Raw genomic sequence first — 25,514 nt, forward strand, 5'->3', positions numbered from 1 at the left:
GTCCCGGGCGCCGGTCCCCGCTCGGGCGGAGGCCGCGCCCGGCCCGCAGCGGTCACTGCGATCCGCGGAACCCGTCCCCTTCGACGACGATCCCCGCGACCAGTGCCCCGGACATCCCCGCGTGGGCGGGCCCGCCGCCCGGGTGCGACCAGCCGCCTGCCAGGAGCAGCCCCGGCAGCCGGGTGCGATTGCCCGCGTGGAGCCAGCCCCCTCCGGCGCCCGCCAGCGCGGGCGGGGGGACCGCGCCGCCCGGCGCACCCGTCTCGGCCTCCGACTCCGCGGGCGTCCGCACCTCCATGTGCAGCACCCGGTCCCGCAGTCCCGGAACGGCCGCGCTCGCGGTGTCGATCAGGGTCTCCGCGTACCGCGCCCGCAGGGCCCGGTCCGTCCAGTCCACCGGGCCGTGCGGGGCGACCGTCGCCGTCAGCGTCACGGCCTCGTGGGCCTCGTCGGGGCGGGTCGACGGGTCGTCGGGGCGCAGCACCGTGACGGTGGGGTGCGCGGCCGGCCGGCCGCCGAACACCGCCTCGCGCTCGGCCGCCCCGTCCGCCGGATGCACCAGCGTCCGGTGCGCGGCATCCGCGGGCCGGGCGCCGCGCAGCGACAGCAGCACCAGGAACCGGCCCGTCGGGGCGGCGCCCTCCGGGCGGGGCTGCACCGTCACGTCCCCGTCCTGCCAGAGCTCCTGAGCGGGCATCAGGCCCGGATGCGGCCGGGCCCCCAGCACCACGTGAGCCGCCTCCGCGACCGTGCCGTCCGCCAGCTCCACGCCCGCCGCCCGGCCGTCCTTCTCCAGGACCCGGGCCACCTCCGCGCCGAAGACGAACTCCACCTTCCGGGCCAGACACCGCTCGTACACCGCTTGCGCCAGCGCCCGCATGCCGCCGGAGACGTACCAACTGCCGAACGTCTCCTCCATGTACGGCAGCAGGGCCGCGCTCGCCGGGGCGTGCAGCGGGTCGAGACCGTACGACAGCGCGTACCCGTCCAGCAGGGCAGCCAGCCGGGGGTCCGCCAACTCCCAGGAGCCGATCTCGCTCACCGTGCCGGCCCGCAGAGCGGGGCGCAGCAGCCGCCGTCGCACGGGCGCCGGATACGGGTCGCGGGTCAGGACCTGCCAGTCGGGGCGCAGGGGCTCCTCCAGCAGCGGCCGCCGGGACCGGTCCCACGCGTCCCCGGCCCGGTCGAGGAACGCGCCCCAGGCCGCGCCCGCGCCACCGCCGAGCGCGGCGTCCAGGGCCGCGACGACACCGGCCCGTGAGGCGTTCGGCAGGGACACGTCGGTGCCGTCCGCGAAGACGTGGCGGCTCGCCGGGTCGACCTGGGTCAGGGTGACGCACCGCTCCAGCGGCTCCTTGCCGGTCTTCACGAACAGGTCGCGGTAGACGGCGGGCAGATGGAGCAGGCCGGGACCGGTGTCGAACGTGAAGCCCTCCAGGGCATGGCGGCCGACCGAGCCGCCGAACGTCTCCGACCGCTCGTAGACCGTCACCCGGTGGCCTGCCACGGCCAGCCGGGCCGCCGCCGACATCGCGCCCAACCCGGCGCCGATCACCGCAATACGTGCCATGCCAGCGACCTTAACGGCTGCCACCGACAGCTCAGCCGTCAGGCCGGTGGGAGACCGCTTCCGCCAGGCGTTTCTCCTCGCGCCGCTGTGCCCTGCGGCGCAGGAAACGGCGGATCCGGGAGGCCAGGAAGACCAGTATCACCAGGCCGAGCAGCAGCAGCGCCGCGGAGATTCCCGCCGCGATCCACGGATGGAATACGGCGAACGTGACGATCCCGGCGACCCCGAGGTCCTCGGCGATGCTCACCGCGATGTTGCTGAAGGGCTCGGGGGAGGTGTTGACCGCCATCCTGGTGCCCGCCTTCACGAGATGGCTCGTCAGCGCGGTGGACCCGCCGATGGCCCCGGCGGCGAGCTCCGGCAGCGAACCGCTCTCGCCCGCCAGCAGCGCCGCCACGACCGCCCCGGCGACCGGCCTGATGACGGTGTGCGCCGTGTCCCAGACCGAGTCCACGTACGGGATCTTGTCGGCCACCACCTCGCACAGGAAGAGCACAGCGGCCACGACGAGGACATCGGTGCGCTGCAGCGAGGCGGGCACCTCGTCGGTGACACCGGTCGCGCCGAAGATGCCGAGGAGGAGGACCACCGCGTAGGCGTTGATCCCGCTCGCCCAGCCACTTGTGAACACCAGGGGGAGTACGGACACGGGGGTGATCGTAACCAGGCGGCGTACCGGGGTGGGAGGGCTCGGGTACGCAGCCCTGAGTACTTGTACCTAGGGCGTGAGATGAGTAGGGACGCGGATGGGGTGCGACCTGCGCGGACGGCAGAGTGGGGACCACGGAAGGGGCGCTGCGCCGGTACCGCCGGCACGGGGCGGCGGAGCGGGTGCGGCACTCCTTTCCGAACGGGGGTGCACGGCGGAGGACTCGGGGCCACGGGGGAGAACGGGGTCACGGGGGAAGGTCCTCCGGCTGCACGGAAGGCGCCGGTCGGGCGAGGCTCGGGGGGATCGAGCCCCGTCCGGCCGGCGCCTTCCGTGCGTCCGCGGTCCGGGGCGAGCCGGGGTCAGCGCCCGCTGACCCGCCCGTGCAGCAGCAGGGACAGCGCGGAGTGCACGTCGTCGATCGACCGCTCCGGCTGGAACGCCTGCCAGTCCAGCGCCGCCACCAGCACCATGCCGACCAGCGCGGCCGCCGTCAGTGGGATGTCGATCTCCTCGCTGAGCTCGCCGCCCTCGACACCCTGCCTGAGGACCCCCTCGACCACGGCGACGGCCTCCTGACGCACCACCAGCAGGGTGGCCTGCCAGGCGCGGTTGGTTCGCCACAGCTCGGCCACGTACAGCTGGGTGAAGGCCGGGTAGCGGTCGATGAAGACCAGACCGGACCGGATCATGGCGTCGAGCGCCTCGACCCGGCTGCCCCCGCGCTCGTCGGTCTCCTCCGCCGCCGTACGCAGCGAGGAGGTGAGCAGCCCGACTCCGTGGCGCAAAAGCTCCTCGAAGAGCTCGGTCTTGCTCTTGAAGTTGTAGTACACCGTGCCCTTGGCGACCCCGGCGCGCTCGGCGATCTCGTCCACCGTGGTGGCGGAGAAGCCCTTCTCGGCGATGAGGGTCACGGCCGCTTCGTAGAGCTTCTGCCGGGTGGCCTGGCGGCGTGTGGCGCTACTGCTTTCCATGCTCCTGATTCTCACAGGTCCCGGAGCGCTCACAGACTCAGCTCCGGATGCAGCCGGTCCAGGGTCCAGACCTGCTTGCGGCGCGCGGAGACGGCGGTCAGCGCGAGCGCTCCGACGGTGAAGGCCAGGAGTACCGCACAGCCCTGCCAGACCGGGCCGAGTCCGCCGCCCGTGATCAGCCGGCGCAAACCCTCGACGATGTAGCTCATGGGCAGGTACGGATGGATCGCGTTGAAGAAGCCGGGACTCGTCTGTACGGGGTACGTGCCGCCGGCCGAGGTCAGCTGGAGCATCAGCACGGCGAGGACGAGGATGCGGCCCGCCGCCCCGAAGCGGGCGTTCAGCCACTGCACGATCGCGCCGAAGCAGCAGGTGACCAGGGCGAGGAAGCAGATGGTCCCGGCTGCGTGCGCCATCTGCAGGCCGAGCCCCCAGTGCAGTACGGACATCAGCGCGGCCACCTGGAGCAGACCGATCGCGGCCACCGGCAGCCAGCCCGCGAAGGCGATCCGCCACGCGGGCGCCCCCGCGGCCAGGGCGCGCCGGTTCAGCGGCTGGATCAGCATGTACGCCACCATCGCGCCGACCCAGAGGGAGAGCGGAATGAAGTAGGGGGCGAAGCCGGTGCCGTAGTTGGGGGCGGCGTGCAGCGACTGGGAGGCCAGCTGCACGGGGTCGGCCATGACCTCCGTACGGGCGTCGCGGTCCTTCTTGTCGTAGTCCGGGATCTTGCCGGCGCCGTCGTCGAGCCCCTTGGCGAGCGTGGCCGAACCGTCGCCGAGCCGGATCATGCCGCCGTCCAGGCTCGTCGCGCCCTTCTTGAGGTCGCCGACGCCGGTGTTCAGCTCGGCGGAGCCCGTCTTGGCCGTGGCCAGGCCGGTGTGCAGTTGGTCCGCGCCCTTGGCGACCTTGTGGGCGCCGGCGTTCAGCGCGTTGACCTTCTTGACCGCGCTCTCCAGGTCCTCGTCCAGGTGCGGAGAGCGTTCGGCGAGGGCGTTCGCCTGCTTCTGCAGGGTGGTCAGCTGGGTGCGCAGCTTCTTGAGGTCCCCGTTCTGGTTCTTGACCAGGACGTTCACGTCGTCGGCCACGGCGGCCACATCGGCCGCCGCCGTCACGGCCCGTTTCAGCGGGGCGCAGACGGCTGCGTCGGGGAGCGGCTGCTCCTCGCAGCGGGTGCGGTGGACCTCGGTGAGGTCGTCGGAGGCCGTGTGAGCAGCGGTGGCGGCGGTGGGCGCCGCCTTCACCAGCAGGTCGAGGTTGTCCCGTACGGTCTGCGAGGAGTCGGCGACGAGCCGGGCCGTGTCGCCGATCGCCTTGCCGTTGTCCTTCAGGAACGGGCGGACGTCGGCGGCCACCCCGTTGACCTTGTCGGCGAGCAGCTGGGTGCCGTCCGCGACCTGGCGCGAGCCGGTCTCCAGATCGCCCGCGCCCTTGTTCAGCCGGACGATGCCGGTGGCCAGCCGGCTGCTGCCGGCCTTCGCGTCCTTCAGCCCGTCCGCGAGGTCCTTCGAGCCCTTCTTGGCCTTGCCGATTCCGCCCTCGAGGTCGGCGGCGCCCTTGGCGGCCTTCGCCGTCGCGTCGTGGAGATCGGAGAAGTTGATGAAGATCCGGTCGAGGAAGCCGCGGGAGGCGTTGGTGGACGCGGCGGTGCGGACCTCGGAGAAGACCGTCCGGGAGATCTGGCCGACGATGTAGTTGTTCGCGTCGTTGGTGCGCACCTGGAGCGCGCCCGTCTCGGGGGAGTCGCCGGCGCTGGAGGCGATGCGCCGGCTGAAGTCCGAGGGCATGGTCAGCGAGAGGTAGTACGTGCCGTCCTCGACGCCTTTGTCGGCCTCGGCGGCGCTCACCTCGTGCCACTCGAAGACCTTGGAGTCGAGCAGCTTGCCGGTGATCTCGTCCCCGGCCACGAGGCGCTTGCCCGCGGCGGTGGCGCCCTTGTCGTCGTTGACCAGCGCGACCGGGATGCGGTCCAGGCGTCCGTAGGGGTCCCAGAAGGACCACAGGTACAGGGCGCCGTAGAGCAGCGGCAGCAGCAGGAGCGCGGCCAGTGCGGCGCGCGGCAGCCTTCCCCTGCCGAAGCGCCGGAGCTCAAGCGAGGCCAGTCTCGGCGAACGCATCGGCCGTCCCTTCGTCGTGTGCCGGGGCGGCCGGCGACGCGGGCTCCCCGGGGATGTCGGTGGGCTCCGTCGCGGCGGTGCCGCCGGTTCGCACGGTGACGGTCGCGCCGGTGCGCACGGTGACGGCGTCCTCGGGAGCCTGGCTGCACACGGCCAGCACGGTCGTGCCGTCTGCGGCGAGCGAGCGCAGCAGCTCCCAGGCCTCAGCGCGTTCGGCGTCGGAGAGCTTGAGGTCGGTGTCGTCCACCGCGAGGAGCCGCGGCCGGCCGATCAGCGCGAGGGCGCTGGAGAGCCGCAGCGCCTCCAGCCGCTCCAGATCCCGTACGGAGGTCCGTTCGGCCTTGGGCAGGGCGGCGAGGTCGAGCCCGGCCGCCTCCAGTGCGGCGTCGATCCGGGCCCGGGCCGTGGCGACGCGCTCGCGGCGCGGCCGCAGCAGGGCGCGCAGCGAGCCGTCGAAGCGGCGCTGCAGCAGGGCGCGTTCGCGCAGGTGCTCGGCGACGGTGAACGCCGGGTCGAGTTCGCTGACCCCGGGGACCGGTCCCAGCGCCGCGACGCGGCGTACGGCGGCGGCCCGGCGCGGCAGGCGCAGGCCGCCGGTCGTGGCTTCGCCGTCGGTGGGGCGCATCCGTCCGGTGAGGGCGAGCAGCAGGCAGGTGCGGCCCGAGCCGGACGGGCCCTCGATCGCGATCAGGGACCCGGGGGCGGCGCTGAACGTCACGCCCCGGAACGTCCATCCGCGCGGCCCCTTGAGGCCGAAGCCGTCGGCGGCGACAGCTGCTCCGTGCGGGCTGTCCAGGCTGTCCACAGACCCTCCCCGTCTCTTTTTGTACTGACCGGTCAGTACAAAAAGATAGTCCGAATGTGCGATCGAAGCAAAAGGCCAGGTCAGCTGGGGATCGGAGCTGATTGTCAGTGGGGGCCGTCACGATGGATACAGACGGCCACGAAGCCGTTACGAGACAGGAGGTTCTGTCATGGCCCACTCGTCCGCAGCAGCTGCTCCGCGACGCCGCGCAGACGGCCCTGCCCCCTCACCGACCGGTCCGGCGCACGATGTCCACCCCGTACTCCGGCGCACCACGGCGCCGCCCGCCGCTCTCGATCTCCTCGCCCAGGCCCGTGCCGGCCTCGAAGAGGCAGCTGTTCTCGACGTGCCGAACGAGCGTTATGCCACCGCCCACCTCGCCGCGCTGCGCACCGCCGCCGCGGTGCTCGCCGTCCGCGGGCGCCCCGAGACCTCCCGGCGGCGCCGGGAGCGGATCCGAAGCGCCTGGGAGGTCCTGCCGGAGATCGCCCCCGAGCTCACCGAGTGGAGCGCGCTGTTCGCCTCCGGTGCCCGTCGCCGGGCCCGGGCGGAGGCGGGCATACCCGGCGCGGCCGGGCGACGCGACGCGGACGATCTGCTGCGCGACGCGGCCATGTTCCTGCGGCTGGTGGAGCGGCTGCTGGTGCTCCAGCCGGTCCTCCCGCAACCCCGCGGGGAGCGGTCCGATGCGGGATGACGGTGACGGCGGTGCGAGGCAATAGGGTGGACAGGACCTATCACCTGCGCTGTTCACGCCCCGCCCTAAGCGGCGGCACCGTGCCGAGGAGTCAACTGCCGTGTCGGACCAGCTGCGCCCCCGCGCCTCCCTCCGTACCGCCGTGGTCTGGGAGGTCCTCAAGGACGCTCTCGACCGCCAGGTCAAGGCGACCGGCAGGGACGCCCTGGACGTGCTGGACACCGGCGGCGGTACGGGGAACTTCGCCGTGCCCGTCGCGCGCCTGGGCCACCGGGTCACCGTCGTCGACCCCAGCCCCAACGCGTTGTTCGCGCTGGAGCGCCGTGCGGCCGAGGCCGGCGTCGCCGACCGGGTCCACGGGGTGCAGGGCGACATCCTCGGCCTGTTCGACGTGGTCGGGCGCGGGGGCTACGACGCGGTGCTCTGCCACGGAGTCCTGGAGTACGTGGACGACCCCGCCGAGGGCGTTCGGCACGCGGCGGATGCGCTCCGCCCGTCCGGCGCCCTCAGTCTGCTCGCCGCCGGGCTCGGTGGCGCGGTCCTGGCCCGGGCGCTCGCCGGTCACTTCACCGAAGCCCGCCACGCGCTCAGTGACCCGGCCGGCCGCTGGGGCGAGGGTGACCCGGTGCCGCGGCGGTACACGGCGGAGCAGCTCACCCAGCTCGTCGAGGGCGCGGGCGTCGAGATCGGCGCGGTCCACGGGGTGCGCGTCTTCGCTGACCTGGTGCCGGGCGTGCTGGTGGACACCGAGCCGGGTGCGATGGAGGCCCTGCTCAAGCTGGAGACGGCTGCCGCCGAACTGCCGGCGTTCCACTCGGTGGCGACCCAGCTCCACGTTCTGGGCACCAGGCGGGCCTGAGCCACTGGCCGGATCGCGACGGCAGCGTGGCTGATCAGCAACGCAGCTGCAGACGGAGTACGCCCCAGCAGCCCCGATCGGAGCCTTGGCCCCGTATGATCGGGGGACACCATCCGGCATGACGGATCGGAGGTTGGGGAATCAACGCCTCAGCAGCTGAGCCGTCGTGGCGGCCCGGACTGGCTGATTGGCAATGAGGGCGGGTTTCACGGGGGCGATTCCCTGCCTATCCTGGAAGGGCCGCATACCGGCCGCCCCCCGCGGCCGACGACGAGGAGGACTCCGTGCCGCTCTCGGAGCACGAGCAGCGAATGCTCGAGCAAATGGAGCGAGCGCTGTACGCCGAAGATCCCAAGTTCGCGACAGCGCTCGAGGGAAGTGGGCTGCGTACATACACCCGGCGACGGGTCTACCAGGCAGTTGCTGGCTTCCTGGTGGGAATCGCGCTCCTCATGGCCGGAATGGTCGCCCAGCAGATCTGGATCAGCGTGGTGGGATTCCTCGTCATGCTGGGCTGCGCGGTGCTCGCGGTGACGGGTTGGCGCAAAGCGCCGAAGCCGGGCGAGCAGCAGGCAGTCCGTGCGGGCGGTGCGGGCGAACGGCGACAGCCCAAACAGCGCCGGTCCGTGATGAACCGGATCGAGCAGCGGTGGCAGCGCCGCCGTGATGAGCAGGGCCAGTAAGCGCTCGGAACACTTATGGGTGAGGGGCGGTCGCATTTCTGCGACCGCCCCTCACGCGTGCGCCTGCACGGAGGCCTACGGGCCTGATGCTCGGGCGGACCCGACGCCCGGGGCGGGCCAGATGCCCCAGGGCGGGCGTGGCCTGATGCTCCAGGGCGGCCGTGGCCTGATGCCCCAGGGCGGGCTTGCCGCCCGGGGCTGACCCGATGCCCCGGGCGGACCCGATGCCCCGACCAGATGCCACGGGCGGACCAGATGCCCTGGGGGTTTTATGCCCCCGGCAGACCCGAGGCCCGGGCGGACCCGAAGTGCGGTTCTGCCCGGGGCGCCGTCGTCAGCCCTCCTGGCGGGACGGGCGTCGCAGCCACGCCGGTCGCCGAGGTGCCTGCCACCGGCCGGCCAGTGCCGCCCGGCGCTCCGACACCGCCCACACCACCCGGACGGCCGATCGCGGTGCCACGACCGCGCGGAACCGGGCGAACCGGTCCGCGGAGCCCCGGAGGCCCGCCCGTACCGCCTGCGCGTCCTCCGCGAGCCCCGAGGCCGGCCGTGGCTCGGGTGCGTAGAGCACCTGCTCCACCGCGCCCGCCACCCGGTGCACCGCCCCGGCCGCCTCGGTGTCCAGCTGTCCCACCCGTACCACCCTTGCCGCGGTCTTCCGCGGGGTCTGGGACTCGTCCGGCTCGATGCCGTGGTCCCAGGCGGTATCGGTGATCTCCTGCCAGGCCGCCAGCGTTCTCGCGGCCGTGTCCGCCGGGGTGCGCCCGGTGGAGGAGCCCAGTCGCCTGGCCCGTACCCGGATGCGCCAGAGCATGGGCAGCAACGGGAGCAGCAGGACGAGCACCGCCGCCAGGACCACCCCGAGGACGACCCCCGTCGACGGGCCCGTGTCCGAGGGCGCCGCGGCCCCCGGCAGTGCGGAGCTGCCGCACTCGCCCTGCCGGCGCATCTGCGCGGGGCAGCTGTCCGAGGCGGACGGCGCGGCCGGCACCGCCGCCGAGGCATCCGTGTCCGGCAGGGCCGGATCGGCGGCGTCACCGGAAGGGGCGTCCGGCAGGGTGTAGGAGGGTGCGGAGCCACGCGTCGGCGTGGGCTCGAAGCGGGTCCACCCCACGCCCTCGAAGTACAGCTCCGGCCAGGCATGCGCATCGCGCAGACCCACCGACATCGCGCCGTTCGACTGTGCCGTGCCGGGCGTGAAGCCCACGGCGACCCGGGCCGGGATGCCCAGCGTGCGGGCCATCGCGGCCATGGTGAACGAGAAGTGGACGCAGAAGCCCCGCCGGTCCTTCAGGAAGCGGCCGATCGCCGCGCTCCCGGTACCCGAGTTCACCGCGGTGTCGTACGTGAAGCCGCCCTCGGAGGCGAAGTAGTTCTGCAGCTTCACCGCCTGCTCGTAGGCGTTGGCGGACCCCTTGGTCACCTTGTCGGCCGTCTCCCTCACCACCTTGGGCAGGGAGGCCGGAACCTGGGTGTACTCGCGGCGCAGGGCTGCCGGGACCTGGCCCGCGCTCGCGAGCTCGTCGGCCGTCGGCTGCACGACCAGGCTGGAGACCTCGTACTGCGCGCCGCCGGTGGTCTCCCCGTCGTCCCCGACGAGGGTGCGGCCCTCGGGCTCGAACCGCCAGCGCCCGCCGACCCGCACCTCGGTCGCCGGGTAGGGGAGCGGCAGGTACGTCTGCTGGTACGAAGCGGACGCGGAGATGTTCGTACTGATCTCCGTCACCGTGACGTCCGGCGACAGACCCGGCGGGTTGGGCAGCCGCTTCGGTACGTCCTTCAGCCGGCGGGTCGAGGCCCGCCACTCGGTCCCGTTGAACTGGTCCAGCGCGAGGATGCGGAGGTAGAAGTCCTGCACACCGGTCGAGTTGGTGCGGTACGACATCACCTCCCGGTTCTCCGGCTGGTTGAGGTTGTTCTGCAGCGAGACCAGCGGGTTCACGGCGGAGATGGTGCCGCCACCGCTCCCCTTGCCGTTGCCGCCCCCCCTGCCGGCCAGCAGCCCGCTGTCGAGCGCGGGCAGGGCCGCGGGCACGACCAGCGCGATTCCCAGGGCGAGCGCGCCGATGCGCCGCCCCGTGCGCACCGGGGCGAGCGCCCCGCCGCCCGAGGCGCCGATCCCGGAGGACAGGCCTCCGCCCCGGGACGCGGCGGCCCCGGCGAAGACCCGCCCCCACTGGGAGAGCCGGTCACGCCCCTCGGCCAGCAGGAGGAGCAGATAGCCGCAGGCGGCCAGCAGGAACCACAGCCAGTCCGCCCCGCCGTCGGAGAGGCCGGCGGCGACGGAGTAGAGGGCCAGTAGGGGCAGCCCCGCCGGGGCGGCGCTGCGGAACGTGACGGCCAGCGCGTCCACCGCGAGCCCGATCAGCAGGACACCGCCCACCATCATCAGCCGGATGCCCGCCGTGTCCGGTGCCGGGATCGCGTACCGCCCGACATCGTCCGCGCCCACCGTCAGCAGATCCACGAGCCGCTGCACGGACTGCGGGCCGGGCAGGAAGCCCGCCAGCGCCTGCTCCCGGGCGAACGCCACGGTCAGCAGCACCACCAGGACCAAGGCCTGTACGGCGACGGTCGCCGGCCGCGGCAGCGGCACCCGCCGGGCGAGCGCACCCACGCCCGCCTGGATGGCCAGCAGGAACGAGGCCTGCAGGATCCAGGTGACGGGATCGACCAGCGGCAGCATCGAACAAGCCGCCATCAGCGTCGCCGCAAAGGCGCACAGGGCCAGCCGACCACGACCGCTCATGACCGTCCTCTCATGACCAACCACCGGAGAAACCTGTCGTGCCACCCGTCGTGCCGCCCACGGCGGCGGACTGGGTCAGCGAACCCTGATGGCTCGCCTGCTGCCACAGCCGGGCCAGATCCATGCCGGGCCGGACCGGTACCACCGTCCACCCCGACTCGCGCAGCTGCCTGAGCCGTTGCTCGCAGGCCGCGTCGGAGGCGGCCGTGCCGCCCTGCATCCAGGCGGCGCTGTCCAGGACGAACGCCACGGCCCCGCCGCTGCGCCGGCGCATCCGGGCCGCCACCTCGGCCTGCTCCTCGTCCAGCTCGCCGAGGAAGGCGATCAGCAGGCCCTCGTTGCCGCCGCGCAGCACGTCGTAAGCGCGGGCGAGACCGCCGCCGTCGGAATGGTCGACCACGGCGAGGGCGTCCATCATCAGTCCGGCCGAGTCCGCCGAGTCCTGGGTGGAGCCGGCGAAACCGCCCTCGCCCTCGCCCGGCACCGCCGTGCCGTCGTCCGTCAGCAGCCGGACCGCGAAGCCCCGCTCCAGCATGTGCACCAGCGCGGACGCCGCGCCGGAGACGGCCCACTCGAACGACGAGTCGGGCCCCGTGCCCTGGTAGGCGATCCGGCGCGTGTCCAGCAGCACCGTGCACCTGGCCCGCTGCGGCTGCTCCTCGCGGCGCACCATCAGCTCGCCGTAGCGCGCGGTGGAGCGCCAGTGGACACGGCGCAGATCGTCGCCGTGCCGGTAGCCGCGCGGGATAACGTCGTCCTCACCCGCCAGCGCGAGCGACCGCTGCCGCCCCTCGCCGTAACCGGATGCCTCGCCGGCCAGCCGCACGGGGGGCAGCGGTTCGGTCCGCGGGATGACGACGAGCGTGTCGTACGCGCTGAACGAACGCGTCAGCTCGCACATCCCGAACGGATCGCTCAGCCGCAGTTGCAGGGGGCCGAGCGGGTAGCGTCCGCGCAGATCCGACCGCACCCGGTAGGACACCTCGCGCCGGCCGCCCGCCTCCACCCGGTCCAGGACGAACCGGGGCCGCGGCCCGAGCACGTACGGCACCCGGTCCTGGAGCATGAGCAGACCGGTGGGCAGCCGCGAGACGTTGTCCATCCGCAGATGGACCCGCGCCTCGGTGCCCGCGGGCACCCGGGACGGTGAGAGACGCCGAGTGCCGGCGACCCGGTAGCGGGTCCGGAAGAGCACCGTCACACAGACCAGCGGCAGCACGGCGAGCAGCAGGCCGACCCGCAGCAGATCCCCCTGGCCGAGCACATAGGCGCAGACCGCGGCGGCCACACCGGCCGCGAGGAAGGACCGTCCGCGCGTGGTCAGGCCGCCCAGAGCGGCCCGCAGGCCGCCCTTGTCGTCGCTGTCGTCCATCGCGGGCGGCCCCCCGGCCGCCATCAGAGCCGCCGCGCGCCGGGCTGCTGCCGGCCGTCGTACACAGAGCCCGGCTGGTGCTGGGGCACCGGGACGGCCGCGCCGCCCGAGGCCGTCGGTACGGGGGTCTGCTGCAGGATCTCCAGCACCACCTGTTCGGCGGTCCTGCGGTTCAGCTGAGCCTGGGCGGTCGGCAGCAGCCGGTGGGCGAGGACGGCGGCGGCAAGGGCCTGCACATCGTCCGGCAGGCAGTAGTCCCGGCCGCTCAGCGCGGCGGAGGCCTTGGCGGCGCGCAGCAGGTGCAGGGTGGCACGCGGCGAGGCGCCGAGCCTGAGGTCGGGGTGGTTGCGGGTGGCCCCGACGAGCTGCACCGCGTACCGCCGGACGGCCTCGGCGACGTGGACCGAGCGCACCGCCTCGATCAGCTTGACGATGTCGTGGGCGTGCGCCACCGGCTGGAGGTCGTCGAGCGGTGAGACGCCGCCGTGCACGTCGAGCATCTGCAGCTCGGCCTCGGCGCTGGGATAACCGATCGACACCCTGGCCATGAACCGGTCGCGCTGGGCCTCGGGCAGCGGATACGTGCCCTCCATCTCCACCGGGTTCTGCGTCGCCACGACCATGAAGGGGTCGGGCAGCTCGTAGGTGTGCCCGTCAATGGTGACCTGGCGCTCCTCCATCGACTCCAGGAGCGCGGACTGGGTCTTGGGCGAGGCGCGGTTGATCTCGTCGCCGATCACGATCTGGGCGAAGATCGCGCCCGGTTTGAACTCGAAGTCGCGGCGCTGCTGATCGAAGATGGACACACCGGTGATGTCCGAGGGCAGCAGGTCCGGTGTGAACTGGATGCGGCGCACCGAGCAGTCGATGGACCGTGCCAGCGCCTTGGCCAGCATGGTCTTGCCCACTCCGGGCACATCCTCGATCAGCAGATGGCCCTCCGCGAGCAGCACGGTCAGCGAGAGGCGCACGACCTCGGGCTTGCCCTCGATCACGCTCTCCACCGACCTGCGCACCCGCTCCGCTGTGGTGGTCAGATCTGTGAGGCTCGCTCGATCGTCATAGGTCGTCACCCGGCCCTCCTCGGCCCTGCCCCACGCTCACCAGAGCACGGGATTCCCCAGTCACGGGCCGGCGCCCTTGTGCGGCCCGGCCCACCCCGAAACACGGACACCGCGCCGGACGGGGTCCGGCGGGGTGTCACACCCGCATTCTTGTTGCCGTTACCGCTTCGTGTCACTCGCCTGTGGATAACCGGGGCCGAAATGTCGGGCCGATGGGGATTTTCACTGCCGGAATGTGCTCGTCCCGCACCCTCGGGACGGGAAGGGTCAGGAAACCGGAAGGATCTCGCGCAGGAGACCGGTGGTCACGTCGAAGACGAAACCGCGCACGTCGTCGGTGTGCAGCAGGAACGGCGAGGTGCGCACCCGCTGCATCGACTGCCGCACGTCCTGGTCCGCGTCGCTGTAGGCCTCCACCGCCCAGGCCGGCCGCTGGCCGACCTCCATCTCCAGCTCCCGGCGGAACTCCTCGGTGATCGACTCCATGCCGCAGTTGGTGTGGTGGATCAGGACCACGCTGCGCGTACCGAGGGCCCGCTGGCTGATCGACAGCGACCGGATGACGTCATCGGTGACCACGCCGCCCGCGTTGCGGACGGTGTGACAGTCGCCGAGCGCCAGACCGAGCGCCTTGTGGAGGTCGAGCCGGGCGTCCATGCAGGCGACCACGGCTACGCGCAGTACGGGCTTCGCGTCCATGCCGGGATCGGTGAACTCGGAGGCGTACTGGGTGTTCGCCTCGACCAGGCGGTCCGTGACGGTGCCGCCGGTGCGGGCCTGGCCCGGGGCAGGGGAGTGCGCAGAAGTCGACATGGACAAGACGTTAGCCTTCGGCGGCCCCACCGGCGTGGTGTCGAAGCGGACAAAGAACGTCAACGACGCTTGTTGTGAGGTAACCCACAAGCCTCACACTCGGTCACCCGGCCGGGTGAACAAAGCGAGGCCGACGCGCTGTCGGGTTGATTGATCGGGAATCGATCGAATGGCAGGGTGGACTAAAGTGACGGGAAGTTACCGACACCCTGCACATTCCGATGTTTTCCCCGTGTGCGCGGCGTACGTACGGCCCGGCCCTCTCCCGCTCGCCGGTCGGCTGACGCCACTTCCCCGGCGCCGGCGGACCTCCCCTTCGCGAGCGGGCGGGGACCAGGCCGTACGTGCAGCGCCCCCGGGACCTGAGCCTGAGAGGGCGCATGAGCCAGACCCGACACGTCCCGGTGATGCTCCAGCGGTGCCTGGACCTGTTGGCCCCGGCTCTGGAGGCCCCCGGCCCGCAGCCGCCCGTGGTCGTCGACTGCACCCTGGGCCTCGGCGGACACAGCGAGGCGCTGCTCTCCGCCTTCCCCACAGCCCGGCTGATCGCGCTCGACCGGGACAAGGAGGCGCTGCGGCTCTCCGGCGAGCGGCTCGCCCCGTACGGCGACCGCGCCACGCTGGTGCACGCCGTCTACGACGAACTGCCCGAGGTGCTCGACCGCCTCGGCATCCCCAAGGTCCAGGGCATCCTGTTCGACCTCGGCGTCTCCTCCATGCAACTGGACGAGGCCGACCGCGGATTCGCGTACGCCCAGGACGCCCCGCTCGACATGCGCATGGACCAGACGACCGGCATCGGCGCGGCCGAGGTGCTCAACACCTACGCGCCGGGCGAGCTGGTCAGGATCCTGCGCGCGTACGGCGAGGAGAAGCAGGCCAAACGGATCGTCTCCGCCGTCGTGCGCGAACGCGAGAAGGAGCCGTTCAGCAACAGCGCCCGGCTCGTCGAGCTGATCCGTGACTCGCTGCCGCAGGCCGCCAAGCGCACCGGCGGCAACCCGGCCAAGCGCACCTTCCAGGCGCTGCGCATCGAGGTCAACGGTGAGCTCACCGTGCTGGAACGGGCGATCCCGGCCGCGGTGCGGAGCCTCGCCGTCGGTGGGCGCATCGCCGTCCTCTCGTACCACTCGCTGGAGGACCGCCTGGTCAAACAGGTGTTGGCGGCGGGCGCCGCCAACACGGCGCCGCCCGGCCTGCCGGTCGTCCCCGAGCGCTACCAGCCCCGCCTCAAGCTGCTGACCCGCGGCGCCGAGCTGCCCACCGAGGAGGAGGTCGCCGAGAACCGGCGCGCCGCCCCCGCCCGCCTGCGCGGAGCCCAGCGGATCCGCGAGGAGGAGCGATGAGCAGCCGGCACCCGGAGACCTCGCGCAACCCGGACGGAGTGGCGCGGTGAGCAAAGCGGCCGGCCGGCTGAAAGGGCGCGCGGCGCGGCTCAGCCGGCTGATGCCCTCCGGGCCGAGCAACGCGGCCCGGGCCCCCTTCGTCCTGCTGGTCGTCCTGCTCCTGGGCGGCGGCCTGATCTCCCTGCTGCTGCTGAACTCCGCGCTCAACGAAGGATCGTTCCGGCTGAGCGAGCTGAAGAAGCGGACCACGGACCTCACCGACGATCAGCAGGCCCTCCAGCGCGACGTCGACAGCGCCTCCGAACCCGACGCCCTGGCGCGGCGCGCGCGGGAACTGGGCATGGTCCCCGGCGGCAGCCCCGCCTTCCTCGACGCGAACGGCAAGGTCCGCGGCGTACCCTCCCCCGCCGGTGCGGCGCCGAAGCCCGAAACCCCCGCGGCCTGGCCCCGCCCCACCTCTTCGCCCACCGCGTCGGCCACCGCCACGCCACGGCCGAGCACGACCGCGGCCGATCCCGGCGCGTCCGCGACCACGACCGGCACCGCCCCGGCGAAGCCGAGCACCCCCGCGAACGCGCGTACCCCGGCAGACCAGCCCTCCACGAGCCCCGGCAGGTGACGCAGTGCCTTCCCAGGAACCACCGCGCCGCCGGGTACCCGGCCCCGCGCGTCCGCGTAACGCGGCCGCCCGCTCCGGCCGTCCCCGGCCCGCAGCCCGCCCCGAACCGCGACGGCGGCCCTCGTCCGCGGCGCCGCGCGGGCGGACCCCCCGCGCCCGATCGGGCCTGCCGCTGCGCCTGGGCAGCCCACGGCCGCGGCTGCGGCTCGTCAGCCTGGCCCTGACCCTCGTCATGATCGCGTTCGTCGTCCGGCTCCTCCAGGTACAGGCCGTGGACGCCAACGCGTACGCGGCCAAGGCCGAGAAGAACCGCTACCTCAGCTACACCGTCGCCGCCGAGCGCGGCGAGATCACCGACCGCGGCGGCATCGCGCTGGCCACCAGCGTCGACGCGTACGACATCACCGCCGACCCCAAGATGTTCACTCCCGAGGACAGCAAGGCACCCGACGCGCCCCAGCAGGCCGCCGCGCTCCTCGCGCCCATCCTCGGCGTCGACGCGGCCGAACTGACGAAGAAGCTGGCCAAGCCCAAGAGCCGGTACGCGGTGCTGGCCCGCAGGCAGACCCCGCAGGTCTGGACGCAGATCAAGGACCTCAAGTCCGTCTTCGCGGAGAAGGCCGCCAAGGACAAGGCAGCCGGCGGCGTCGGGGCCAATGTGCTGGCCGGTGTCTTCCAGGAGTCGACCACCAAGCGCGTCTACCCCAACGGCGGCCTCGCCGCCGGGATACTGGGTTACGTCAACGCCGAGGGCACGGGCGCGGGCGGCCTCGAATCGCAGCTGGACAAGGAGCTCGCGGGCGAGGACGGAACGATCAAGTACGCCCAGTCCGGCGGCCGCCGGGTGCCCACCGCGGGCACCAAGGAGGTCCCCGCCGTCGCGGGCTCCGACATCGAGCTGACCATCGACCGCGACATCCAGTGGGCGGCCCAGAAGGCCATCGCCGACCAGGTCAAGAAGTCCAAGGCCGACCGCGGCTACGTCGTCGTGCAGAACACCCGCACCGGCGAGGTCCTCGCCATGGCCAACGCGCCGGGCTTCGACCCCAACGACCTCTCGCAGGCCGACGCCGCCTCACTGGGCAACGCGGCGCTCCAGGACGTGTACGAGCCCGGTTCCACCAGCAAGGTCATGTCGATGGCCGCCGTGCTGGAGGAGGGCGTCGCCACCCCCGGCACCCACGTCACCGTCCCCAACCGGCTGCACCGCGGTGACCGGTCGTTCAAGGACGACATCGACCACCCCACCTGGTACCTGACCCTCAACGGCGTACTCGCCAAGTCCAGCAACATCGGCACCATCATGGCCACCGGCCAGCTGGGGAAGACCCAGGCCGAAGCCAACAAGGTGCTCTACGACTACCTGCGGAAATTCGGCATCGGCTCGCCGACCGGACTCGGCTACCCGGGTGAGACCGCCGGAATCCTCGCCAAGCCGCAGGACTGGTCGACCTCGCAGCAGTACACGATCCCGTTCGGCCAGGGCCTCTCGCTCAACGCCATGCAGGCCGCCTCGATCTACTCCACGATCGCCAACGGCGGGGTCCGCATCGAACCCAGCCTCGTCCGCGGCACCAAGGGCGCCGACGGCCGCTTCACCCCGGCCGATGCACCCGAACAGACGAGGGTGGTCAGCAAGAAGACCGCCAAGACGCTGGCCGGGATGCTGGAGTCGGTCGTCGGCGACGAGGAGGGCACCGGAACGAAGGCCAAGATCCCCGGCTACCGGGTCGCGGGCAAGACCGGTACGGCCAACCGAGTCGATCCGGTACGCGGCGGCTACCACGGCTACACCGCCTCCTTCGCCGGCTTCGCCCCCGCCGACAACCCCCAGATCACCGTCTACTGCGCCATCCAGAACCCCACCAAGGGCAGCTACTTCGGCGGCCAGATCTGCGGACCCATCTACAAGCAGGTCATGGAATTCGCGCTGAAGACACTGCAGACCGCACCCTCCGGCAACGAGCCGGCCCGGCTGCCGGTGTCCTTCAAACCCGGCGAGTGAACTCGGGGAGACCACCAGTGACAACCATCACCCCCGATCCAGGGAACCGGAACGGGAACCACCGCGCCCCCGCCCCCTCACTTCGCGAGAGGCCGGGTGCGCCCGGTACGCTCACCGCCGTGCCCCACGCTGAACAGTCCCGAACCACCCAGAAGGACGCCCCTGTGAACTACCCGGGAGCGCCCCGCCCGGATCGGCTGCGGCCGACCTCCCTGGTCACGCTGGCAGCCCTGCTGGGAGTAGAACCGCCGGGCAACGGCGAAGTCACCGGCATCACCCACGACTCCCGGGCCGTACGCCCCGGGGACGTGTACGCGGCGCTGCCGGGTGCCCGTCTGCACGGTGCCGACTTCACCGGCCAGGCCGCCGGTCTCGGCGCCGCCGCGATCCTCACCGACCCGGCGGGCGCCGGACGCGCCGCCGCCACCGGACTCCCGGTGCTGGTCACCGAGGACCCGCGCGGCCGGATGGGCGAACTCGCCACCGAGATCTACGGCCACCCCGGCACCGGCCTGCTCCAGATCGGCATCACCGGAACATCCGGCAAGACCACGACGGCCTACCTCATCGAGGGCGGCTTCCGCGGCGCCGGACGCAGCACGGGCCTCATCGGCACCGTGGAGATGCGGATCGGCGACGAGCGCATCAAGTCCGAGCGCACCACCCCCGAAGCCACCGATCTGCAGGCCCTGTTCGCCGTCATGCGCGAACGCGGCGTGGACGCGGTGACGATGGAGGTCTCCAGCCACGCCCTGGTGCTCGGCCGGGTCGACGGCTGCGTCTTCGACGTCGCCGTCTTCAACAACCTCAGCCCGGAGCACATGGAGTTCCACTCCGGCATGGAGGACTACTTCCAGGCCAAGGCGCGGCTGTTCACCCCGCAGCGCAGCAGGCAGGGCGTCCTCAACTACGACGACGAGTACGGCCGCAGGCTGATCACCGAGGCGTCCGTCCCCGTCACCACGTTCTCCGCCGAGGGCCACCCGGACGCCGACTGGCGCGCCGAGGACGTCGAGGTGGGCCAGCTCGGCTCCACCTTCACCGTTGTCGGGCCCAAGGGGGAGCGGGCCACCGCCAAGGCCCCGCTGCCCGGCCCGTTCAACGTCGCCAACACCCTGGCCGCGATCGTCACCCTCGCCGTCGCCGGCATCGACCCGCAGACCGCGGCCGACGGCGTCGCCGCCGTGCCCGGTGTGCCCGGCCGGCTGGAACGGGTCGACGCCGGACAGCCGTACCTCGCGCTGGTCGACTACGCACACAAGACCGACGCCGTCGAGTCGGTGCTGCGCTCCCTGCAGAAGGTCACCGAGGGCAAGGTGCACATCGTCCTCGGCTGCGGCGGCGACCGCGACACGACCAAACGCGGCCCGATGGGTGCGGCCGCGGCCCGGCTCGCCGACACCGCCGTACTGACGTCCGACAACCCCCGCTCCGAGGACCCCCTCGGCATCCTCGCAGCCATGCTCGCGGGCGCCGCCGAAGTACCCGTGCACGAACGCGGTGACGTCCTGGTCGACGCCGACCGGGCCGCCGCCATCGCGGCCGCGGTCGGCCGCGCCGGCCCCGGAGACACCGTGCTGATCGCAGGCAAGGGCCACGAGCAGGGCCAGGACGTCCACGGCGTGGTGCGCCCCTTCGACGACCGGGTGGTCCTGCGTACGGCCATCGAGCGGTCCCTGGGACACGAGAACGGCACCCACCGTGCCCCCACCCACGAGAACAACAGTCAGGGATGACCAAGTGATCGCCCTTTCCCTCGCCGAGATCGCCGAAATCGTCGGCGGGCAGTCGTACGACATACCGGATCCGGCCGTGATCGTCAGCGGGCCCGTCGTCATCGACTCCCGGGAGGTGAAGCAAGGCAGCCTCTTCGTCGCGTTCACCGGTGAACGGGTCGACGGTCACGACTACGCCCAGCGCGCCGTCGAGGCGGGCGCGGCAGTCGTCCTGGCCGCCCGCCCCGTCGGTGTGCCCGCGATCGTCGTCGACGACGTGGTGGCGGCGCTCGGCGCGCTCTCCCGTGCCGTCGTCGGACGCCTCGGCACCACCGTCGTCGCCCTCACCGGATCCGCCGGCAAGACCTCCACCAAGGACCTGATCGCCCAGCTCCTGGAGCGCAAGGGCCCCACCGTCTACCCGGCGGGCAATCTCAACAACGAGATCGGCCTGCCCCTCACCGCGCTGCGCGCCACCGAGGAGACCCAGCACCTGGTCCTCGAAATGGGGGCCCGCTACATCGGCGACATCTGTTACCTCACCGGGCTCGTCCCGCCGCGGATCGGCCTCGTCCTCAACGTCGGCACCGCGCACATCGGCGAGTTCGGCGGCCGCGAGCAGATCGCCAAGGCCAAGGGCGAGATGGTCGAGTCCCTCCCCGAGGACGGACTCGCCGTACTCAACGCCGACGACCCGCTCGTCCGCGCCATGATCTCCCGGACCAAGGCCCGGGTGCTGCTCTTCGGCGAAGCCGCGGATGCGGACGTACGGGGTGAGAACGTCCGTCTCACCGAGGACGGCCGCCCCTCGTTCAGGCTTCACACACCCACCGGGTGCAGTGATGTGACCATGCGCCTGTACGGTGAGCACCACGTGTCGAACGCGCTCGCCGCGGCCGCCGTCGCCCATGAGCTGGGCCTGTCCGCAGACGAGATCGCCGTGGCGCTCTCCGAGTCGGGCACCCTCTCCCGCTGGCGCATGGAGGTCACTGAGCGTCCGGACGGCGTGACGTTCGTCAATGACGCCTACAACGCCAACCCCGAATCCATGAAGGCCGCGCTGCGCGCGCTGGCCGCCATGGGGAAGGGGCGTCGTACGTGGGCGGTGCTCGGCCAGATGGCCGAGCTCGGCGACGCCTCGCTCACCGAGCACGACGCGGTCGGACGGCTTGTCGTCCGGCTCAACGTCAGCAAGCTCGTCGCGGTCGGGGGCAGAGAAGCCTCCTGGCTGCAACTGGGCGCATACAACGAGGGTTCGTGGGGTGAGGAGTCGGTGCATGTGTCCGACGCACAGGCTGCCGTCGACCTGTTGCGCAGTGAACTGCGCCCGGGAGACGTCGTGCTGGTGAAGGCGTCCCGGTCGGTCGGCCTGGAGCAGGTCGTTACGGCACTGCTGGAGAACGCGACCGAGGGCGAGGTCGCCGGCCGATGAGGCAGATCCTCTTCGCGGGGGCCATCGGGCTCTTCCTGACCCTGGTCGGTACCCCGCTGCTGATCAAGCTGCTGGCCCGCAAGGGATACGGGCAGTTCATCCGGGACGACGGCCCGCGCAGCCACGGATCGAAGAAGGGCACGCCCACCATGGGCGGCATCGCCTTCATCCTGGCGACGATCATCGCGTACGTCCTGGCCAAGGTGATCACCGGCGAGGAGATGCGCTTCTCCGGTGTGCTGGTCCTCTTCCTGATGGCCGGTATGGGAGTCGTCGGCTTCCTCGACGACTACATCAAGATCGTCAAGCAGCGTTCGCTGGGTCTGCGGGCCAAGGCCAAGATGGCCGGCCAGCTGATCGTCGGCATCGCCTTCGCGGTGCTCTCGCTCCAGTTCGCCGACGCCCGCGGCAACACCCCCGCCTCCGACAAGCTCTCGTTCGTCGAGGACTTCGGCTGGTCGATCGGCCCGGTGCTCTTCGTGCTCTGGGCACTCTTCATGATTCTCGCCATGTCCAACGGCGTGAACCTGACGGACGGTCTGGACGGCCTGGCCACCGGCGCGTCGGTGATGGTCTTCGGCGCGTACACCTTCATCGGGCTCTGGCAGTTCCAGGAGTCCTGCGCCAACGCGGCGACCCTCACCAACCCGAGCGCCTGCTTCGAGGTACGAGATCCACTCGACCTCGCGGTCGTGGCCTCCGCGCTCATGGGTTCGTGCTTCGGCTTCCTGTGGTGGAACACCTCGCCCGCCAAGATCTTCATGGGTGACACCGGTTCGCTCGCCCTCGGCGGCGCGCTCGCCGGCCTGGCGATCTGCTCCCGCACCGAGTTCCTGATGGCGGTGCTCGGCGGTCTCTTCGTGATGATCACGATGTCCGTCGTCATCCAGGTCGGCTCGTTCAAGATGACCGGCAAGCGCGTCTTCCGGATGGCGCCACTCCAGCACCACTTCGAACTCAAGGGGTGGTCCGAAGTCCTTGTCGTGGTCCGCTTCTGGATCATCCAGGGCATGTGCGTGATCGTCGGCCTCGGCCTCTTCTACGCAGGATGGGCAGCCAAGAAGTGAGCAACGTGGACTGGCAGGGCAAGCACGTCACGGTCGCCGGACTCGGGGTCTCCGGGATCCCGGCGGCCCGGGTGCTGCACGGCCTCGGCGCCGTCGTCACCGTGGTCAACGACGGCGACGACGAGCGCTCCCGAGTCCAGGCCGCGGAGCTGGAGGCGCAGGGCATCACCGTGCGCCTCGGCGACGGGGCCACCCTGCCGGAGTCCACCGAGCTCATCGTCACCACCCCGGGCTGGAAGCCCGACAAGCCGCTCTTCGCCGCAGCCGCCGAGGCGGGCGTCCCGGTCTGGGGCGACGTCGAACTCGCCTGGCGGCTGCGCGGGCCCGATGCCGCACCCTGGCTCGCGGTCACCGGCACCAACGGCAAGACCACGACCGTACGGATGCTCGCCTCGATCCTGGAGGCCGCAGGGCTGCGCACCGCCGCCGTCGGCAACATCGGGGTCTCGCTCCTGGACGCGGTCCTCGGCGAGGAGACGTACGACGTCCTGGCCGTCGAGCTCTCCAGCTACCAGCTGCACTGGTCGCCGTCAGTGCGCGCCCACTCCGCGGCCGTCCTCAACCTGGCCCCCGACCACCTCGACTGGCACGGCTCCATGGAGGCGTACGTCGCCGACAAGGGCCGGATCTACGAGGGCAACACCGTCGCCTGCGTCTACAACGTGGCGGACCCCGCCACGGAGGACCTGGTGCGCGAGGCGGACGTCGAGGAGGGCTGCCGGGCGATCGGCTTCACCCTCGGCGCCCCCGGGCCCTCCCAGCTCGGCGTCGTCGACGGCATCCTCGTCGACCGCGCCTTCGTGACGAACCGGCAGAAGCAGGCCCAGGAGCTCGCCGAGGTCACGGACGTCAACCCGCCCGCCCCGCACAACATCGCCAACGCGCTGGCGGCCGCGGCGCTCGCCCGGGCCTTCGGCGTGGCGCCCGCCGCCGTGCGTGACGGGCTGCGGGCCTTCCGCCCCGACCCGCACCGCATCGAGCACGTCGCCGACGTCGCCGGAGTGGCGTACATCGACGACTCCAAGGCCACCAACACCCACGCCGCCGAGGCATCCCTGGCGTCCTACGACCCGATCGTCTGGATCGCCGGCGGACTGGCCAAGGGCGCCACCTTCGACGAGTTGGTGACCGGGTGTGCGAAGCGCCTGCGGGGCGTCGTACTGATGGGCGCAGACCGGGCGCTCATCCGGGAAGCCCTCGCGCGACACGCGCCCGAGGTCCCGGTGACCGACCTCGACCGGACCGACACTGGGGCGATGTCCGAGGCGGTCCGCGAGGCGGCACGGCTCGCCCGGCCGGGAGACACCGTACTGATGGCCCCGGCCTGCGCCTCGATGGACATGTTCGTCAATTACAACAAGCGGGGCGAGGCCTTCGCGGACGCCGTCCGCACGCTGGCCGCCGAGAGCGCCTGACGGGCCCGGCCTCCGCGCCGTACCGTCCCGGAGTACCCGGGTACGTACGGCTGTGCCGGGGCCCGGACCCTCGGCACCGAAGCCCCGGGCACGAGCAGTGGAGGGGACAGGGACCATGCCGGCCGAAGAGAGCTCTGCCGCAGGTGGCAGGGACCGCTCACGGGCGACCTCGGCGATCAGCCGGGCGCTCCAACCGCCCCTCCTCGCGGCCGGGGGCGCACCGCTGCCCGCCGGCCTCGCGCTGCGCGTGCGGCCCGCCGCCGGCGCCCGGCGGCCCTCCGCGGCGCGCTCCGGGACGTCCGGCGGCCCTCGTACCCCCCGGAGCGGCGGACCGCGGCGGCTGTACGAGCAGGCCCGCAGGGCGTGGGACCGCCCGCTGACCGCGTACTACCTGATCCTGGGCGCCGGACTGCTCATCACCGTGCTCGGTCTTGTGATGGTCTACTCCGCCTCGATGATCAAGGCGCTGGAGCTGGGCAAGCCGGGCACGTACTTCTTCCGCAAGCAGTTCCTCGCCGCCGTCATCGGGGCCGGGCTGATGGCGGCCGCCGCCCGGATGCCCGTCAAACTGCACCGGGCCCTGTCCTACCCACTGCTGATGGGCGCCGTCTTCCTGATGGTGCTGGTCCAGGTGCCGGGGATAGGGATGTCGGTCAACGGCAACCGGAACTGGCTCTACCTGGGCGGCCCCTTCCAGCTCCAGCCCAGTGAGTTCGGCAAGCTGGCCCTCGTCCTGTGGGGGGCCGACCTGCTCGCCCGCAAACAGGACAAACGGCTGCTGACCCAGTGGAAGCACATGCTCGTGCCACTGGTCCCGGTCGCCTTCATGCTGCTCGGCCTGATCATGCTCGGCGGTGACATGGGCACTGCGATCATTCTCACGGCCATCCTCTTCGGACTGCTCTGGCTGGCCGGAGCGCCGACCCGGCTGTTCGCCGGAGTCCTCGCCTCCGCGGGCTTGATCGCCTTCCTGCTGATCAAGACCAGCCCGAACCGGATGTCCCGCCTCGACTGCATGGGGGCCAGCGAACCGGGCCCAGGGGGCTCGTGCTGGCAGGCCGTGCACGGCATCTACGCTCTGGCGTCCGGTGGATGGTTCGGATCCGGGCTCGGTGCAAGTGTGGAAAAATGGGGCCAACTACCCGAACCGCACACCGACTTCATCTTCGCCATCACCGGGGAGGAACTGGGGTTGGCGGGGACGCTGTCGGTACTCGCCCTCTTCGCGGCTCTAGGCTATGCGGGTATCCGCGTGGCCGGACGCACGGAGGACCCCTTCGTGAGGTACGCAGCGGGAGGTGTGACCACCTGGATCACGGCTCAGGCCGTGATCAACATCGGTGCGGTGCTCGGCCTGCTGCCGATCGCCGGTGTCCCGCTCCCGCTGTTCTCGTACGGGGGGTCGGCCCTGCTGCCGACCATGTTCGCTGTCGGGCTGCTGATCGCGTTCGCGCGAGCGGATCCCGCCGCGAAGGCGGCCCTGGCCATGCGGAGGCCCGGGGTGAGATGGAAGACGATGAGACGGCGCGTCAAGAAGCGTCCGTCCGGAGAGCGGTGAATTTC

Annotated in this window: 20 protein-coding genes; 11 read left to right on the forward strand and 9 right to left on the reverse strand. The window is 72.0% G+C overall.

What is annotated here, in order from left to right; translation table 11 throughout:
- Positions 1–52: 52 nt before the first annotated feature.
- The 5 genes from ACIBJG_RS08445 to ACIBJG_RS08465 all read right to left on the reverse strand — a co-directional run bounded on the left by ACIBJG_RS08445 (position 53) and on the right by ACIBJG_RS08465 (position 6,106).
- The gene (locus ACIBJG_RS08445; RefSeq protein ID WP_399305563.1) at positions 53–1,570 is read right to left on the reverse strand and encodes a phytoene desaturase family protein; all 1,518 of its coding nucleotides are present in this window, start codon (positions 1,568–1,570) and stop codon (positions 53–55) included.
- Positions 1,571–1,601: 31 nt separating this feature from the next.
- Positions 1,602–2,219, reverse strand: a complete 618-nt coding sequence (locus ACIBJG_RS08450; RefSeq protein WP_399305566.1) for a DUF4126 domain-containing protein — start codon at positions 2,217–2,219, stop codon at positions 1,602–1,604.
- 362 nt (positions 2,220–2,581) lie between these two features.
- Complete coding sequence (locus ACIBJG_RS08455; RefSeq protein ID WP_399305569.1) at positions 2,582–3,193, reverse strand: TetR/AcrR family transcriptional regulator; 612 nt, start codon at positions 3,191–3,193, stop codon at positions 2,582–2,584.
- A gap of 29 nt (positions 3,194–3,222) precedes the next feature.
- On the reverse strand, positions 3,223–5,310 hold the full coding sequence (locus ACIBJG_RS08460; RefSeq protein WP_399305572.1) for a YhgE/Pip family protein: 2,088 nt from the start codon (positions 5,308–5,310) through the stop codon (positions 3,223–3,225).
- Positions 5,282–6,106 (reverse strand): ATP-binding cassette domain-containing protein, encoded by an 825-nt coding sequence (locus tag ACIBJG_RS08465; RefSeq protein WP_399306261.1) that lies wholly within the window; start codon positions 6,104–6,106, stop codon positions 5,282–5,284. The genes ACIBJG_RS08460 and ACIBJG_RS08465 overlap by 29 nt, the downstream gene beginning before the upstream one ends.
- A gap of 178 nt (positions 6,107–6,284) precedes the next feature.
- Between ACIBJG_RS08465 and ACIBJG_RS08470 the strand changes: the two genes are divergently transcribed.
- From ACIBJG_RS08470 to ACIBJG_RS08480, 3 genes are all read left to right on the forward strand, one after another.
- Positions 6,285–6,812, forward strand: a complete 528-nt coding sequence (locus tag ACIBJG_RS08470; RefSeq protein ID WP_399305575.1) for an SAV_6107 family HEPN domain-containing protein — start codon at positions 6,285–6,287, stop codon at positions 6,810–6,812.
- 100 nt (positions 6,813–6,912) lie between these two features.
- Entirely contained in the window at positions 6,913–7,671 is a 759-nt protein-coding gene (locus ACIBJG_RS08475; RefSeq protein ID WP_399305578.1) for a methyltransferase, read from the forward strand.
- Between the two features lie 284 nt (positions 7,672–7,955).
- On the forward strand, positions 7,956–8,354 hold the full coding sequence (locus ACIBJG_RS08480; RefSeq protein ID WP_350998553.1) for a DUF3040 domain-containing protein: 399 nt from the start codon (positions 7,956–7,958) through the stop codon (positions 8,352–8,354).
- 334 nt (positions 8,355–8,688) lie between these two features.
- Here ACIBJG_RS08480 and ACIBJG_RS08485 read toward each other — a convergent pair whose 3' ends face one another.
- The 4 genes from ACIBJG_RS08485 to ACIBJG_RS08500 form a co-directional block, all read right to left on the reverse strand.
- Positions 8,689–11,103: a DUF3488 and DUF4129 domain-containing transglutaminase family protein gene (locus ACIBJG_RS08485; protein ID WP_399305580.1), complete on the reverse strand. Its 2,415-nt coding sequence runs from the start codon at positions 11,101–11,103 to the stop codon at positions 8,689–8,691.
- 10 nt (positions 11,104–11,113) lie between these two features.
- Positions 11,114–12,499 (reverse strand): DUF58 domain-containing protein, encoded by a 1,386-nt coding sequence (locus ACIBJG_RS08490; RefSeq protein ID WP_399305583.1) that lies wholly within the window; start codon positions 12,497–12,499, stop codon positions 11,114–11,116.
- The gene (locus ACIBJG_RS08495; protein WP_399305586.1) at positions 12,499–13,548 is read right to left on the reverse strand and encodes an AAA family ATPase; all 1,050 of its coding nucleotides are present in this window, start codon (positions 13,546–13,548) and stop codon (positions 12,499–12,501) included. The genes ACIBJG_RS08490 and ACIBJG_RS08495 overlap by 1 nt, the downstream gene beginning before the upstream one ends.
- A 258-nt stretch (positions 13,549–13,806) precedes the next feature.
- Positions 13,807–14,352: a beta-class carbonic anhydrase gene (locus ACIBJG_RS08500; protein ID WP_399305589.1), complete on the reverse strand. Its 546-nt coding sequence runs from the start codon at positions 14,350–14,352 to the stop codon at positions 13,807–13,809.
- A gap of 380 nt (positions 14,353–14,732) precedes the next feature.
- Between ACIBJG_RS08500 and rsmH the strand changes: the two genes are divergently transcribed.
- From rsmH to ftsW, 8 genes are all read left to right on the forward strand, one after another.
- Positions 14,733–15,698, forward strand: coding sequence for a 16S rRNA (cytosine(1402)-N(4))-methyltransferase RsmH (gene rsmH / locus ACIBJG_RS08505; protein ID WP_399305592.1), 966 nt, complete (start codon positions 14,733–14,735; stop codon positions 15,696–15,698).
- 46 nt (positions 15,699–15,744) lie between these two features.
- Positions 15,745–16,317, forward strand: coding sequence for a hypothetical protein (locus tag ACIBJG_RS08510; protein ID WP_399305595.1), 573 nt, complete (start codon positions 15,745–15,747; stop codon positions 16,315–16,317).
- A gap of 4 nt (positions 16,318–16,321) precedes the next feature.
- Positions 16,322–18,322: a penicillin-binding transpeptidase domain-containing protein gene (locus ACIBJG_RS08515; protein WP_399305598.1), complete on the forward strand. Its 2,001-nt coding sequence runs from the start codon at positions 16,322–16,324 to the stop codon at positions 18,320–18,322.
- 17 nt (positions 18,323–18,339) lie between these two features.
- Positions 18,340–20,058 (forward strand): UDP-N-acetylmuramoyl-L-alanyl-D-glutamate--2,6-diaminopimelate ligase, encoded by a 1,719-nt coding sequence (locus ACIBJG_RS08520; protein WP_399305601.1) that lies wholly within the window; start codon positions 18,340–18,342, stop codon positions 20,056–20,058.
- 4 nt (positions 20,059–20,062) lie between these two features.
- Entirely contained in the window at positions 20,063–21,469 is a 1,407-nt protein-coding gene (gene murF / locus ACIBJG_RS08525; RefSeq protein ID WP_399305603.1) for a UDP-N-acetylmuramoyl-tripeptide--D-alanyl-D-alanine ligase, read from the forward strand.
- On the forward strand, positions 21,466–22,536 hold the full coding sequence (mraY, locus tag ACIBJG_RS08530) for a phospho-N-acetylmuramoyl-pentapeptide-transferase (RefSeq protein ID WP_399305606.1): 1,071 nt from the start codon (positions 21,466–21,468) through the stop codon (positions 22,534–22,536). Before murF ends, mraY begins: the two co-directional genes overlap by 4 nt.
- Positions 22,518–23,951 carry a UDP-N-acetylmuramoyl-L-alanine--D-glutamate ligase gene (murD, locus tag ACIBJG_RS08535; RefSeq protein ID WP_399305609.1) on the forward strand — a complete coding sequence of 478 codons (1,434 nt, stop codon included), beginning with the start codon at positions 22,518–22,520 and terminating at the stop codon, positions 23,949–23,951. The genes mraY and murD overlap by 19 nt, the downstream gene beginning before the upstream one ends.
- Before the next feature lie 115 nt (positions 23,952–24,066).
- Positions 24,067–25,509 carry a putative lipid II flippase FtsW gene (gene ftsW / locus ACIBJG_RS08540; RefSeq protein ID WP_399305612.1) on the forward strand — a complete coding sequence of 481 codons (1,443 nt, stop codon included), beginning with the start codon at positions 24,067–24,069 and terminating at the stop codon, positions 25,507–25,509.
- Positions 25,510–25,514: the final 5 nt, after the last annotated feature.

The sequence above is a fragment of the Streptomyces sp. NPDC050422 genome, from assembly GCF_044458665.1.
Classification (GTDB): Bacteria; Actinomycetota; Actinomycetes; order Streptomycetales; family Streptomycetaceae; genus Streptomyces.

What these genes read in the sequence shown, in the direction of transcription:
- ACIBJG_RS08500 (WP_399305589.1), bottom strand. Translation starts at nt 14,352, where the DNA reads ATGTCGACTTCTGCGCACTCCCCTGCCCCGGGCCAGGCCCGCACCGGC.
- ACIBJG_RS08460 (WP_399305572.1), bottom strand. Translation starts at nt 5,310, where the DNA reads ATGCGTTCGCCGAGACTGGCCTCGCTTGAGCTCCGGCGCTTCGGCAGG.
- murD (WP_399305609.1), top strand. Translation starts at nt 22,518, where the DNA reads ATGGGCAGCCAAGAAGTGAGCAACGTGGACTGGCAGGGCAAGCACGTC.
- rsmH (WP_399305592.1), top strand. Translation starts at nt 14,733, where the DNA reads ATGAGCCAGACCCGACACGTCCCGGTGATGCTCCAGCGGTGCCTGGAC.
- ACIBJG_RS08445 (WP_399305563.1), bottom strand. Translation starts at nt 1,570, where the DNA reads ATGGCACGTATTGCGGTGATCGGCGCCGGGTTGGGCGCGATGTCGGCG.
- ftsW (WP_399305612.1), top strand. Translation starts at nt 24,067, where the DNA reads ATGCCGGCCGAAGAGAGCTCTGCCGCAGGTGGCAGGGACCGCTCACGG.
- mraY (WP_399305606.1), top strand. Translation starts at nt 21,466, where the DNA reads ATGAGGCAGATCCTCTTCGCGGGGGCCATCGGGCTCTTCCTGACCCTG.
- ACIBJG_RS08470 (WP_399305575.1), top strand. Translation starts at nt 6,285, where the DNA reads ATGGCCCACTCGTCCGCAGCAGCTGCTCCGCGACGCCGCGCAGACGGC.
- ACIBJG_RS08490 (WP_399305583.1), bottom strand. Translation starts at nt 12,499, where the DNA reads ATGGCGGCCGGGGGGCCGCCCGCGATGGACGACAGCGACGACAAGGGC.
- ACIBJG_RS08485 (WP_399305580.1), bottom strand. Translation starts at nt 11,103, where the DNA reads ATGAGCGGTCGTGGTCGGCTGGCCCTGTGCGCCTTTGCGGCGACGCTG.
- ACIBJG_RS08455 (WP_399305569.1), bottom strand. Translation starts at nt 3,193, where the DNA reads ATGGAAAGCAGTAGCGCCACACGCCGCCAGGCCACCCGGCAGAAGCTC.